Annotated in this window: 10 protein-coding genes; 1 reads left to right on the forward strand and 9 read right to left on the reverse strand. The window is 65.7% G+C overall.

Annotation, left to right across the window (positions count from 1 at the left end; translation table 11 throughout):
- Positions 1 to 127: 127 nt before the first annotated feature.
- The 7 genes from BMY19_RS12780 to BMY19_RS12810 all read right to left on the reverse strand — a co-directional run bounded on the left by BMY19_RS12780 (position 128) and on the right by BMY19_RS12810 (position 8,195).
- Positions 128 to 1,654: an E2 ligase fold family C protein gene (locus tag BMY19_RS12780; RefSeq protein ID WP_100251949.1), complete on the reverse strand. Its 1,527-nt coding sequence runs from the start codon at positions 1,652 to 1,654 to the stop codon at positions 128 to 130.
- 2 nt (positions 1,655 to 1,656) lie between these two features.
- A complete protein-coding gene (locus BMY19_RS12785) occupies positions 1,657 to 2,076 on the reverse strand; it encodes a Mov34/MPN/PAD-1 family protein (RefSeq protein ID WP_244534906.1) in 420 nt (139 codons plus the stop codon).
- Between the two features lie 65 nt (positions 2,077 to 2,141).
- Positions 2,142 to 2,768 (reverse strand): putative metal-binding protein, encoded by a 627-nt coding sequence (locus BMY19_RS12790; RefSeq protein ID WP_100251951.1) that lies wholly within the window; start codon positions 2,766 to 2,768, stop codon positions 2,142 to 2,144.
- Positions 2,761 to 3,486: a multiubiquitin domain-containing protein gene (locus BMY19_RS12795; protein ID WP_170862965.1), complete on the reverse strand. Its 726-nt coding sequence runs from the start codon at positions 3,484 to 3,486 to the stop codon at positions 2,761 to 2,763. Before BMY19_RS12795 ends, BMY19_RS12790 begins: the two co-directional genes overlap by 8 nt.
- Positions 3,487 to 3,572: 86 nt before the next feature.
- On the reverse strand, positions 3,573 to 6,938 hold the full coding sequence (locus BMY19_RS12800; protein ID WP_100251953.1) for a UvrD-helicase domain-containing protein: 3,366 nt from the start codon (positions 6,936 to 6,938) through the stop codon (positions 3,573 to 3,575).
- A gap of 4 nt (positions 6,939 to 6,942) precedes the next feature.
- A complete protein-coding gene (locus tag BMY19_RS12805) occupies positions 6,943 to 7,542 on the reverse strand; it encodes a hypothetical protein (protein WP_100251954.1) in 600 nt (199 codons plus the stop codon).
- On the reverse strand, positions 7,539 to 8,195 hold the full coding sequence (locus BMY19_RS12810) for a sigma-70 family RNA polymerase sigma factor (protein WP_139215637.1): 657 nt from the start codon (positions 8,193 to 8,195) through the stop codon (positions 7,539 to 7,541). The genes BMY19_RS12805 and BMY19_RS12810 overlap by 4 nt, the downstream gene beginning before the upstream one ends.
- A gap of 162 nt (positions 8,196 to 8,357) precedes the next feature.
- Between BMY19_RS12810 and BMY19_RS12815 the strand changes: the two genes are divergently transcribed.
- Entirely contained in the window at positions 8,358 to 8,858 is a 501-nt protein-coding gene (locus tag BMY19_RS12815) for a P-loop NTPase family protein (RefSeq protein ID WP_100251956.1), read from the forward strand.
- Positions 8,859 to 8,880: 22 nt separating this feature from the next.
- Here BMY19_RS12815 and BMY19_RS30880 read toward each other — a convergent pair whose 3' ends face one another.
- Both BMY19_RS30880 and BMY19_RS12820 read right to left on the reverse strand, forming a co-directional pair.
- Positions 8,881 to 9,042 carry a hypothetical protein gene (locus BMY19_RS30880; protein WP_170862966.1) on the reverse strand — a complete coding sequence of 54 codons (162 nt, stop codon included), beginning with the start codon at positions 9,040 to 9,042 and terminating at the stop codon, positions 8,881 to 8,883.
- Entirely contained in the window at positions 9,039 to 13,169 is a 4,131-nt protein-coding gene (locus BMY19_RS12820) for a peptidoglycan-binding protein (protein WP_170862967.1), read from the reverse strand. Before BMY19_RS12820 ends, BMY19_RS30880 begins: the two co-directional genes overlap by 4 nt.
- Between the last annotated feature and the right edge of the window lie 365 nt (positions 13,170 to 13,534).

Genomic DNA, 13,534 nt, shown 5'->3' on the forward strand with positions numbered 1-13,534 from the left:
GCTTCTTTCGGGCTCATTGCAATAATGTAAAAGGTCGCCGTTTTCTGATCTCCTACCTCTCGAGACTCTTTGGAGAGGGGAATCCCCAAGTGTTTGATGCGGGGCGGGTGTCAGCATCGTGAATTGTTCAGCCCCGGTATTTCGTTCGATAGGCCTGCTGAAAATCGCGATCCCCGCAGATGCATCGTCCGGTTGCATCACGGGCACGGGGGTCGTTGAGGTAGGTGCCGAGCGGCCGCAACAAATCGATGCGCGTTGCGGTCGTGGTGTTGTTGAGCTCGCCTCGAGCGTGCTTGACGAGGTCGGCGACGAGCAAGATGCCGGCGAGCGCGGATTGGAAAGCCATAGGGACGGTGGTCCCAACTGGCCGCGTACCGTTGGTCAGCTGAAACACGACACCGCCGCACATGGTGTTCTGATAGAAGCTCCGCAGCGGCTGATCGGCGAAGGGACGTAGCGCATCGATGGGCACGCCGAGTGCGGTGGCGATCCGTTCGATGAACGCGATAGGGACCGGCTCAGAGGTCTGTAACATGCGCCGCACGTCGGGCTGAGCCTCTGGCAGCCCAAGCTCATCGGCGATGCGGTCGTCCTCGTCCATGACCTCCCCGGTCGGCAGGTAGAGGCAGGCGAGACAAGCCTGACCATCAGCGAAGCCGTGGCGGGACACGCCGAGGTCGCCTTCCTGCGTCCAGGCGTTAACGATCCATTGGGGAAGAGCCCCCTGAACGGCGACGCGATCCCGCGCCGTATCGAGGGCGACGGCGACGCGCTCAAGCCGCCAATCATCCCGGGCGGCGAGGTATGCCCCCCACGTCGCACGATGGGGCACGACGCGCAGGCCCGTGCCGGCGAGCAGCGTTGCGGCGACTTCGACCTTCGCAGTATCGACGTCGGACTGCACCATCATCGCGTAGCGCTGCAGGTTCGACAGGTCGACGGTCTCGTGATCGACGAGGTGCAGCGTGCCACACAACGCCTGCAGCCTCGCAAGCGCCCAGACGGCACCGTTGCCGATGGCCCCGAGGCCGACGAGGTGCGTCTCTCCGAGATCGACCGGGCCGACTTCGCCGCCTGTCGCGCTCATCGCGGTCGAGCAGTAACTCCGCAGGTCCAGGGCAATGTCACCGTCGAGGCCGCCGGCGGGGATCTGATCGGCGAACACGGCGCGGAAGACGTTGGCGACGGCGATGCAAGCCGCAGCACCTGCCCCGAACGGGTTGGCGCTCGTCCTGCACCCGACCGGCCCCGTAGACGAAAAACGGGCGATCCAGCCGTCAGAACCGGCAAAGGTTTTTGTGCCCGCGATTTCTGGGACAGTCTGCCCGACGCAGACGGTGATGGTCGCCCGCCCGGCATCCTCCTGTAGGTCGATAGCCGGATTGATGGCACGGGCGACGCCGAAGAGTTCGGCGGCCCGTTCGCGGGCTTGATCGTCCGCGGCGTGGATCGCGAGGGTCGGGTAAAGGCGGGCGAGCAGGCGGACCGTGAGATCAAGAAGAGCTGCGCCCTCCGGCGAGCGGGCGGCGGCCCCGTCGAAGGCGATTCCGACGACCTGCGTTTGGAGCCGATCAGAGAAGGCAGCCACGCCGAAGCCGGCCAGGACCTGCGACGCGGCCGTGGCGGCACGGTCGAAGAAGTTTGCGAGGGCCATGCTCAGTCCGTAATTGTGATGAGTTGCGTCAGCGCGTTTCCGGGCACCCGTGCCCATCGCGCGCGGGCATCGAGGCGATAAGCGGCGGCTTCTGCGAGCGCGAACGGGCGGGCCGCATAGTCGGGCACGACGAGCGACAGGCTCCCGACCGCCGTAGCGATCGCGAATGCATCGTCGGTGTCCGAATGGTAGGCCCGGCCCGGGTGGCTGTGGATCTGCCCGAGCAGCGTGAGCTTCTCGCGGTGTAGCCGGACGTTGATGCGGTGGAGCTCGTCCGCCTCGATGCACACGCAGACGCCGTCGTCGGTGCTGATGTGTCGCTGGGCCGGGATCCAGGTCTGCTCGACCTGGAACCGTTCGCCGTCCTGACGCCCGACCCAGAGCGCTAACCCCTCGTGCCCGTCGCGACCGACGGATCGCATGTGCTGCTGCGCTGCGTCTGCGCACGACCTTGGCAGCATCACGCGCCGCACTGCCGCGAGGCCGCTCACTCCGGCACGCGTTCGAAGTTGACCCCCACCCCGATCATCGGCATCTGGGCCTGCACCACGAACTGGTAATGCTCGATCGGGTTGATCCCGTGGCTCCAGATCGTGTCGAGGATGAAAGCCAAAGAGCTTTCGCCAGAACGACGGTGCAAAAACCATGAGTCACCTGTGTGCGCGGGGTTTTCGTGGTATTCCCTGACGCGAGGTAAGCACAGGAAAGGTGGTTCTTCGGGGCCGTGATTTTGCAGCAGCAGGTTCACCGGCATCTGGCCTTGCTGCAGGTGCTGCAGGTATATCTCCATTGGCATGCCGGACGGCACCGGCGGCCGACGCAGCATCGGAAGGGGCATGTCCTTCGCCTTGACCGGCTCTCGGGTGAACGGATCGACGAAGCGGACCGAGAGCGGCTGGACGTCGTAGTCGGTGAAATCGACGACGACGCAGGCGAGGATCGGTGACGGGCGCAGCTTGGGAACCGCGAACATCACGCAGACCTGCGGGAAGGTGGCGTCGAGGAGGATTTGGCCGCGCTTGCGGTAGGTCTCCTCCAGGGCGCGGTAATCAGCGAGTTCCCGCGCGAACTTCGCGCGCGAGACCTCAGGATCGACCGTCTGCGGCTCAGGCACCGGCGACTCCCGCCTTGAGGCTGAGCCACACCAAGTCACCGTCGTGCAGGCCGACGCCGGCGACCGTCTGCGACAAGTCGAGGAGGTTGCCGCCCTCGTCCTTGAACTCCCAATCGTCGTCCGGCCGGCCGACGTTCCCGGACTTCTGCAGCGCCTCGGTGCGGACCTGCGTCAGCGGCGTCTCCGCGTGCACCTTGAGCTCGGTCTCGGTGCCGTTGACCACGACCTGCAGGGTGATGCCATGCTCGGCGGGAGCCTTGCGCGGCACCGTCTGGAAATGCTCGACGCCTTTCCGTGCGAGGTCGAACAAGTCGTGATCGGCGACTAGAATGTCGTCCTCGCCTGGAAGGACCAGGAATACGTCGAACCCGGCCGGATCGACCCCGGCGAGCGTCTTGAGGACGACGCCGGTGATCCGACGGACCGGCCACTGCTGATCCTGCCCGTCGATGAAGATCCGGTAGGTGGTCTCGCTCGGGCAGACGAGGAACCGCTCGACGCCGTGGGGGCGCAGGTCGAAGGTCTCGTCGAGGTGCAGGATCTTGAGAACGCTGTCGGGCGGTACCGCCACAGCGACGTAGTCGTCTATCGGGTGCTTGCCGGCGGCCTTGATGATCTGCCGCCCCGTCGGCATCGGATCGGGCAGGATGTAGTCCTGGAACGCGAGGTTCTCGTCGCCGATCTGAATCTTCTCGCCGTCCGTCTCGTGTTCGTGCATCGCCAAGCCTCGCATCGCGGGCGGCACGATCGAGCCGCCCTTCTGCAACCTTCAGCGAAGCGGCACGCGGCGATTCGGTAGCCCGGTCAGAAAGAATCCTCGGCGGTGCAGACGAAGTAGAACCGGCAGGTCGGGCAATCGGTCGACGGCGTCGGTTCGAAGCGGCCAGCCTCGATGCCCTCGAGGGCCGTGCCGTACTCGGCGATGCCCTTGCCGCCCTGGTCCGGGTCGATCGGCACGGCTTCCGGGATCGCCGGGTAGACAGCCTGCAGCTCGAATGGCCGCCCGGGATGCGTCTGACGAACAGCCTCTCCGAGGAACTCCCAGACCGCCTTGGTCCGCTCACTCTTCGACTTGCGACCGGTCTTGAAGACCTGTGCGAGGATGGTGCCGTCCGGCATCTCGACGACGCGATCGGGCCGCAGATGGATCGTGCGCCCGCCGACGACGACGTTCCAGTGCCGATCGATCACCTGTCCGTCATCGGCGAGAGCGGTCACGGCGTTGGCGACCATCCCCTCAGCGGCGGCGCGATAGACCGGTTCGAACCCGTGGCCGCACGGGCCGCGCTCGTCCCAGACCTCCGTAAGGTACTCGCGCGCGTCAGAGAGTTCGACTCGCGCGCCTTCGGATCGCTGCGCGGAGATCCACGCGATCGTGCTGCGTACGCAGCTATGGAAGGCTAAGTATGCGCTCCCCGCGCTGCGATCACCCAGTTCGTCGAGAACTTCGTAGCGGTAGCGCGCCGGACACTTCACGTAGATCAGCAGATGCCGTTCATCGTAGGTCGCGCCGGACGTGCGCACAGGGACGACGGGCGTGACGGAGATCGCTGGCGCGATCGTCGAGGCCAAACGGGGCTTCGGGAGAACCGCGGCGAGATCCTTCAAGTACTTGGACGGGCTGCAGCTCAGTTTCGCGGTGTAGCGCTTCGCGCTACTGATTGAGAGTACGTCGCGCGCCCGGGACAAGGCGACGAAGAACAGGCACTCCTCTTCTGCGTCGTGGTCGGCCTGTTGAACCTCAAGGTGTTCCAACCCGACGGGGGCTGGACATCGGATGGGATGACGCTTGCTCGGCACGTAGCGCGTGGCCACCTGCGGCAGATGGACCGCTCTGAACTCGAGGCCTTTGGCCGCATGCACCGTCATCATGCGAACGGCGGGGATGCTGTCGGCCTCGGGCGGAACGACCCGGAAGGCGCGGTCATCATCGAGGCGCTCGAGCCGACGGATCGCATCCAGAAACGGGCGACGGCCGCCACGGCCGCGGGTCGCGTCGGCGTGTTCACGCGCGAATTTCAGGAGCTGATAGATCGCGATGAGGCATTGCTGCGCGCGAACGCTCGGATCTTCGACGAAGCGCTGCAGATAGCCGCTCGACTCGAACAGATAGCGCACCAGCACCTGCCAGACGGTCGTGGTCCAGCCGACATCGGCGAGGTGTTCGGCCAGGCGCTGCAGCCCCGCGCCCCCGCGCCCGGTTATGCCATCGATCGCCGCCGCGCGTGCACAGATCGCGAGGACATTTTCGCCGGTCGCTGCCGCCTCGCGGATGATTGCTAGTGCATCCTCGCGCGTGCCGCCGTATTCCGGAAACTGGGCCACGCGGAGCAAGCCGGTCGCGTCGGCGTCCGCGCCGAGTGACACGAGGGAGAGGAGATCGCGGATCTCGGGCCGCTCGAACAGGTCGCCGAGATACAGGATCGGTACGTCGAACTCCTGCAACAGGCGTCCAAATCGCGCCAGACACAGATGCGTCCGTGCCAGGATCGCTTGCTGATCGTACGCGATCCCCTTCTCGGCGAGACGTTCGATCTGATCGCGCACGGCGCTGGCCTCGGAGCGCAGATCCTCGGCCTGAATGTGATCGACGAAGCCGACGGCACCGCGCTTCGGATGCCACGATACGGCCGGCTTCGGCGCAGCCGCGATCGCGCTGCCGTAGCACTCGAACAGCTTCACCACGGCCGAGCCCGAACGATAGTTCGTTGTGAGCGGGCGGCTCTGCGCGCCCGAGTAACGGGTGGTGAACCCGGTTGCATTGCTCGGTGCGGCCCCGCGGAAGCGATAGATCGATTGCCTCGGATCGGCGACGGTCCAGACTCTCTGTCCGCCCACCGCGATCTGGTCGAGCAAGGCCGTACTGGCGGAATTCACGTCCTGATACTCATCGAGCAGGACGTAGCGGTGTCGAGCCTGAACCGCAGCCCTGACGGCGTCATGGTCCTTTAGCAGCCGCGCGGCCGTGCCGACGAGATCACCGAAATCGACTTTGCCCGACGCCTCGAGCGCGCTCTGGTAGACCGTGTAGACGCCGCCGACCTCGACGGCCTTCTCGGCACGCTCGATGGCCTCCGGCTTTTCGGCGGATGCCAACGCGGCCTGAGCCGCCGCAAGATACATCTCAGGCGTGATCATCTCGTCCTTCGCGCGGGAGATCGCGCGCAGGATCGGACGCAGCTCAAGTGCTGGGTCCCAGAGGTTTTGGAAATGATGCAGGGTCAGGCCCGGCAGCAAGCCCTCGAGCACTCCGAGCGCGCCGGCTTCGTCGAGGATGTCGAGCTTGTCGGGTAGGCCGCATTCCTTCCCGTAGAGATGCAGGATCTCAAGACCGAAAGCGTGAAAGGTCCCAATCCAGATCTGCTGCGCGGCCGCGCCGTCGATGCGCTCGATCCGCTCCCGCATTTCGGCCGCGGCGCGATTGGAGAACGTCAGCGCCAGGATCTCCCAAGGCTGGACCCCTTGGGCGAGTAGGTACTCGACGCGACCGACGAGCGTGCTCGTCTTGCCTGTGCCGGGGCCGGCATCAACGATCAGCGGGGTGTCGCCCCATTCCGCCGCCACACGTTGATCGGCGTCCAGCGGGATCGCGGGCGACGACTCCTCGTCCTCACCCTGTTCGGGCAGAGGCGGGAGCAGCATCGCCCGGATCGCCTGCATGGTCACGAAGGCGACCGGCAATCCTACGTCTGCGGCAATCTGCGACGGCGTGGAGCGATCGGCGACCAAGCGCTGCCGGAGCTGATCTGCGGGCAGAAGAAACTCTTGGGCGAAGACGTCTGCCTGGATCTCGCGACGCTCGCGTGGCGAGTAGGCAACGACCTTCTCGCCCCCGGTCTCAAAGGGCTGTCCGCCGAAGGCGGCCTCCGTCGATCGCACCAAGGATTGCTGTTCGTCGTGGAGATAGAAGTGGCCGATCTCATGGGCACTGACGATCGTCTTCTGCCCGTCGTCCAGCGTCGTCGCGAGGCGCACAAAGCCGGGGCCTCGATCGAGAGCACCGACGACCTCAGGACCATGGATGGTGCCAGGATCGAACAGATCGACTTCGAGGTCCGCAATCGCGAGCGCCGCCGCCACAAGCGCCCCGGCTGTGCCGTCACTGGCTCGGGCTGCGGCCTGCGCGTGGCACCGGCGAGCCTTGACCCGAACCTCGCGCCACGTATCCACGAGCTCAATCCTCGTCCGCCAGCCAGAACGCTTTTCGGTCTTCGGTCATGCTGGAGGCGCGGACGGCCTCCTCCCAAGTTCGAGGCCGTCCAGCCGTGGGCTTGCCGGATGCTTTGAAGGCCACGGCCACAGGAGCGGCTCGCGAGTTCTCGACGATGGCTTTGAACTGCGCGAGGTCGCAACCGATCAGCTCCGCAGCGAGGCGCAGGAATCGGCGCGGGATCGTGTCGACGAGGATTTGCCCTGTCGTGATGTCGGCGACGATGGCGCGCGCGATGCCGATCGCGGCGGCGAAAGTGCGGACATCGGAGTTTTGTGCGGCCAGCGTTTCTCGCAGATCCGGGACTGGTGCCGTACCCGGCACCGCCGCCAATCGTTGTGCCGCAGCGTGGACCAGGGCCGAATAGTCGCGCGTTTCGATGTTGGATGCTGCGCTACGACGGCAGTGTTCCATGTCCAGCTTCTCGACCGCGTGCGCCCGAATCTCGTCGGCATACTGCGGGTAGGCCATCGTCCAAGCCCGCACGCTTTCAGGCGTGACGTGCTCCACCGCCTCGTGGAACTGGATCAGAACCTCGTCGAGGCTTTTCTCCGGATTTGTCATCGGGATCGGCCGAGCGCTTCGAGGATCCGCGTCTCGGCGCGAGTGACCCAGTCCTTGGCCGTCTTGGGCGTGACGCCCAGCATGCTGGCGATGCTCTCTCCCTCGTTCGCGGTGAAGCCAAAGCCCTTCCAGTGGAGCAGAAATGCGCGGCGATGATTGCCCGGTAGACTCTCCAAGATCGAGCAGATCACCGTGACGTCCTCCGGGCCGAGCGAATTCCAATCCAGGGGTTCGACAGGTGGCTCTTCGACATCTCTCTCCACGAGCGGGAACACGTCACGGCGCTTCTTTTCCTGTCGGATTCGGTCGATGAGGCGCTTCTCGAGCTTGCCGCGAAAGGATCTCTCGAAGCCGACGCCATCAGCCGAGTTCGGGTTGAGGACGGCCTCGACCATAGCCTCCACAACCTCGTCCACGGGATCTCGTGAACGATTCTGGTAATGTGCGGCGACCTGAGGACGCAGGATCTGCTGGGCCACCTGCGTGAGATGGACCACCATCGCTCCGCGGAGGCGGGCATCGGGACCATGGTCAAGGCCGCGGCAGGCTGCGACGATCGTCCGTGGATCATGCTCGGGCAGGCCAGCTCCATCGACGATCCTTGTCCAAACCGCGCGCAGTTCCTCTTGCGAGATACTGGCCTGAGCGTCCACGTCTGCTCCCGTCCTCCGAGAGCCTGCTTCCTCAGCGAACGAGCAGGCTGCGATCCGGTAGTACGCCGATCGGATCGCTTTCGCCAAGGCTAAGGTTTACCCTAGGTTGGGGCGAACGACCGGTTTCCGAGGCGTTGAGGCACCGCCACCACATGCCGCAACGTGCACTATCGCGACGGCAAGCATGACCGGGTCGGGCGTGAGGGGGACGTCATCGTGAGACTCTTCTGCGACCAGACCTTGAGTCGTCTGGGTCCGAGCGAGACCGTATCCGGGGCGATCTCCCAGCGCTTCAACCTCAGCGATGCGCGGATCCGTGCCCTGCTTGCCGGGGCCGGCTTTCCTGTAGAGCGGCAGGATAGGAGCATCCGCATCCTGTCGGGCGGCCAGCTTGCGCGTCTCGCCGTGCTGATTCTCCGGCTGGAGGAGCCCAGCCTCTACATCCTCGACGAATCGACGGACCACCTCGACATCGATGGCCAGGAGGCGCTGGAAGCCGAGATGATGAATGGTGAAGCGGCCTGCCATCTCGTCTCGCACGACCGTCGCTTCACCGAGAGGGTTGGCAACCGCTTCTGGCAGATCGAGCGTGGCTGCTTGACCGAAGTCGAGACGCCACATGCCTTCTTCAAGGCGGCCTTGAGTGAGGATGCCGTGGATTGAGCCCAAAACGCTTTCGTTGGTTTCAGAGATCCGCCTCGGTCGCATTGGTGACGACGATCTCGCGGACGACCGGGATCGCATTCACGTGATAAGCGTGGCTGACGTGCTCGGTGGCCGCGCACGTGATCCGCACGCCGCGCTGCACCGCCATCTCGCCATCGGCTTCGATCATCGTGTCGCTCACGGTACGATCCAGCGGCTGGTGAAGTGTTCGCCCAGCTTATACCGTGCGAGCTTGCCCCCGACGTCATCGCAGGGCTCGCCGAACGGATCACGGATGACGCCGAACTCGGCGTCGTTGATGAACCCGGTGACGTAGCAGACGTCCTGATACTCGCCCTTGATGCGGTTGCGCATCTTGATCCGCGTGGTCGCTAGGGCGGTTTCCAGCGGGCGATCCTTGTACAGGGCCGTGCCGTAGTCGAGCACTTGGGTCTCGACCGCCATGAACTCCCAGCGGTCGTCGCGCTGCCCCTGATAGTGCCGGGCGAGTTTTGGGTACCGATCGACGAAGGCGGCCGGTTGAGTGCCGGTGGCGAAGGCGCGGACCTCCTCACCGAGCGCCTGCTCGAAGAACCGGGCGCGCTCGCCGTACTGCGCGCGGAGCGCCCGTTCCTGGGCGGCACGGCGCACGCTCGCCTCGTTCTGCTTCTCTATATCGAGCTTCTTCCGATCTTCGAGTTCCTGCTGACGTTTGAACTGCTGCTCGGCGTTACGCGTCTTGTCCTGTTCGATCGCGTCCTGCGTCCGTGCGATCTCGGCGGGCTCGATCCAGATCGGCAGGTAGCGGTGCGCGATACCGTCGCGGTTCATGGCATCGTCGAGCGCGGCGAGGTCAGTCGTCTCGGCGTAGACCGCACCACATTCGCCGCGCTTGATCGCGATGAATGCGCCGTCGGCCGAGGTCGGGGTCATCACCGGCTGGCTGGGCAACTCGTCCCCGACCCGGTCGTCGAGACGCGCCAGGATGGCCGTATGCGCCTCCGCATCATTCGGTGCGATCCGACACAGCACGCTCGATGCGTTGGGTACGACGACGATCCCGAACCCATCTCCCCCCCGACCGCGAACCCGAGCCTCGATCTCGCTGGCTCGCGCCGCCTCGGCCTGCTTGGCGGCCGTGAGCGCGCCTGCCGCGACGACATCGAGCCGGGCGAACAGGTTGCCATTGACCGCCTCGACCAAGCCGATCACGCGGTCGACCGGTTCGCGCAGGAGGCGTTCGCGCTCGGCGAACACGAGATCCTGCTGGGCGAGACCGTTCGCGCCGCAGGATCCGAGCGGCAGGTCGAGCTTGGCTCCGAGCGCTGCGCTCCGGTCGCGGATCTGTCGGTTCATGAACACGTCGGACAGCGGGGCGTGATACAGACATGCGGTGGCGCGTCCGTCTTCGAAGACCAACTCGCCGCGCAGATTGCGCACGACCGATGGGGCCTTGCCGCTGTCGTTGTACAGAATGATCAGGTCGCCGCGATCACCGTCCATCAGGAAGCGGCTCTTCGCCGTGACCGCCCGGGCGAGCCGCGCCGCCTCGTCGACGCGGGCGCGCTTCCCGGCATAGGCGTCGGTCAGCTCCCCAAGCCTGGCATCGGTCGTCTCGGGCGCTATAGCCGCGACCTCGGCGACGAAGCCGCTGAGGAACGTCTGAAGATCCTGCGGGATGCCGCCCTTGAGAGTGAGCTCGGCCTCGGCCTGATCACGCTTGAGCCGGTCGACGAGCGCAACACGGCTACGCGCGGCCGCATCGCGCTCGCGTCGATGCTCGTCCTGCTCGCGATCGCGCTGCTTGGAAGCCTGCTGCTCCGTCAGCGCGGCCTGCACCTTGCCGACGGCCTCGGGCGTGATCCAGATCGGCAGGTAGCGGAACGTGACGCCGTCGCGGGTGAGCCCCGTCACGAGCGTGGCCAAGTCCTTGGCGGTCCCATAGACGGCTCCGCACTGCCCGCGCTTGATCGACAGGAAGGCCCCGTCGGCGGTCGCCGTGACCGTCGTCGTCACACCGCGTAGCTCCGCCTTCAGCAAGGCCTCGTAGGGTTGCAGGAGTTGATCGTGAAGCGGCTTATCCCCTGCCGCGATGCGGCAGATCGTGCGTGACCCAGGGCCAAAAGCGAGGACTGCCAAGCCGTCCGACGTTCCACGCGCCACTTCGCTCTCGGCCTCGGCGGCGCGGATCCCTTCCGCCTGGCGTGCGGCCTCGATGTCCGACTTCGGCACTGTACCGCCGAGGGTGAACACGCCCGTGTCGACGGCCGAGGCGATGGTCTGGAACACCCCAACCTGCGTGCGTAGAGCGCCGCGCTCGAACACGACGAGATCGGCGCTCTGCTGCTGCGCGCCGCTGCACGGAGGCAGCGTCTCCTTAACCGGTGCGCCGAGGCTTCGCGCTTTGGCGACGAGTTGCTCCAGAGCGATGCGGTCGCCCAGCGCTTCAGGCACCGCGCAGGCGACAGTGCGTTCGGGGTCGAACACGAGGTTGCCGTCGAGACCGCGGACGACGGCGACGGCGCGGGGGGAGCTATTGTAGAGCAGCAGCAAATCGCCGGGTTCACCGTCTACGAGAAAGCGGTTTTTGTCGGTGACGGCGCGCTGGATCGCCTCGGCCTCCCGCACTCGTGGCTCGATCTGTAAGAAGCGCTGTTGGATCGCTTCGGCGGCCTTCGGTAGATCTTTTGGCGTAGTGCCGTCGAACTGTTGGACCAGCACGGCGAGTTCCGGCCGAAGGTCCTCTGGTACGGGTCCGGCCAGGAGGGCTTCGACGCGCTTGCGCTGTTCGTCGATCTGGCGCTGCGCCTGCAGGCGCGTGCTGCGATCCCGCTCCTCTACGCCGAGGTCGGCCAGGTAGCCTTCGTAGCGCCGTGCGACGGCGTCGATGCGCGCGGGGAGGCTCGGATCGGTGATTAGCGAGACGCTCGGTGCGGGGGACAAACCACGCCCGAGCTTGGAGGCGAGCCCGTCACCGAGAAAACCGTCGGCGGTCATGCCTTCAGCCTCGGCGAACGCGACGAGTGCTTTGCGCGTGACACCGCCGTAGACGCCGTCTGCGGATGCGTCGGCGGGCAGATAGCCCGCGTTGCGCAGCGCGTCTTGGAGGCGAACGTGTTCCTCCAGCGACCGGGAGATTTCCTGTCGGGCCGAGGCCGGCCCTTCACGACCGACGCGGGCGGACCACGCGTCCCGCTGACGCTGGTAGGTTGCGGCGATACAGGGGATGGCCTTCCGAACAGCCGCCGTGACCTTACCGGCTTCTGGGATCCGACAAGAGGCGAGAGTACGCTTTACGAGGTCGTTCGAGGCCTCCTTGAGTTCGGCCGCGGCCTCAGGGCGAAGCTGCCGGAGTGCGTAGAACGCCCGGGCCATGTCGAGATCGACGCGCCGCAACCCGGCATCCTCGCAGATCAGGGTCGGCAGGGGCGTGTTCGCACGCTCGCAATCGAACGAGGGCCCAAGGTCGGACGTCGGACCCGTCACCTTCGGGGTCGCGACCAGCCGGGGCGGTTCGGAAACCGACACGGCATCCTTGCGCAGATCCGCCAGCCGCTTGCGCAGTCTCTCAGGGACATCGGATTTGGTGCGGGCCTCGGCTTGGGCGCGCAGCCCGCTCATCCGATCGAGCGCAGCCATGCGCACGGTTTCACCCTGGGACAGTGCGGCCAATCCAGCGATCTCGCGTTGGATCGCCTCGGTATCGGGTGCGGACGGTCCGGTGCGTGCAACGAGTTGCTGATCGATCCGGTTCTGGATCCGAGCGATCTCAGACCGAACGATGGGGGAGGGGTCTCGCTGATAGGTCGCCAGTGATCCCTTGAGCACCTGCAGTTGGTCGGCGCGGCCTTGCGCCTCGGCACGGGCGCGACGCGTCTCACGTGCCTCGCGGGTCTCGACGTCAGCGACGATAATCCGGGTGCCAGAGAAGTGCAGCTCGATCGCGTCCCGTGCCTCGACGGGTTGGACGCGGCCATCGCCATCGCGGTAGGCGAACGATTGATTGCAGGTTGTCGCGATCGACCATCCGCTATCGTCCGGCACCGTGCAGCTGAACCCACGCTTGAGGTTCGGTTCGGTAAAGCGCCGGCACTGGGCGAACACCCCGCTCAACCTGCCATCGTCCGGACCAATGCCGCGCTGGGTCAAACTGGCAATATCGGCATTCTGACGGGCGAGGGCTCGATCCAGGCACGCACGATCTTGGTTTGGCAGCCGTGCCCAGGCCTCGCGCGCTGCTTGTGCCTGAGCGGCCCCGATCAGGGTACCGAAGATGTCGACCGGTGAGACCTGTGCCTGAGCTGGCACTGTAGAGGCAAGGGCTGCCACCAGCAGAGACCCACACCATCCACCCCGTGCCATGGCGATACCCGACAGCTTCGTTCCGAGCTGTGTCGCCGGTTCCAGATCCCTATTCAAGGTTGCAAAAGACACGCACTCGGGGTTTGTCGCTCCAGGGTGAATCGGCAGCGACGGTGACCTCGCCCCTACGATGCGGTGCACCGAACGCATTCTGGCCTGTAGGGCGGAACTCGCGAAGGCTGATCGTCGGTTGCCTTTTGAAGTTCCTGTCGAGCAACGCATCCGCGAGTGCCACGAGGACGACAAGCACCGATCCGAAGACTACGCATCGATGGATGCTGGCCGCAAAAAAGAGAATCGTCTCGCCACGCAAGTCAAATCCGCCGCAACGG

It is taken from the genome of Methylobacterium sp. UNC300MFChir4.1, assembly GCF_900110155.1.
Taxonomy (GTDB): domain Bacteria; phylum Pseudomonadota; class Alphaproteobacteria; order Rhizobiales; family Beijerinckiaceae; genus Methylobacterium.

Excerpts from the sequence above, each read along its gene's own strand:
- BMY19_RS12785 (WP_244534906.1), bottom strand. The coding sequence starts at position 2,076 with ATGCGATCCGTCGGTCGCGACGGGCACGAGGGGTTAGCGCTCTGGGTC.
- BMY19_RS12805 (WP_100251954.1), bottom strand. The coding sequence starts at position 7,542 with ATGACAAATCCGGAGAAAAGCCTCGACGAGGTTCTGATCCAGTTCCAC.
- BMY19_RS12795 (WP_170862965.1), bottom strand. The coding sequence starts at position 3,486 with ATGCACGAACACGAGACGGACGGCGAGAAGATTCAGATCGGCGACGAG.
- BMY19_RS12780 (WP_100251949.1), bottom strand. The coding sequence starts at position 1,654 with ATGGCCCTCGCAAACTTCTTCGACCGTGCCGCCACGGCCGCGTCGCAG.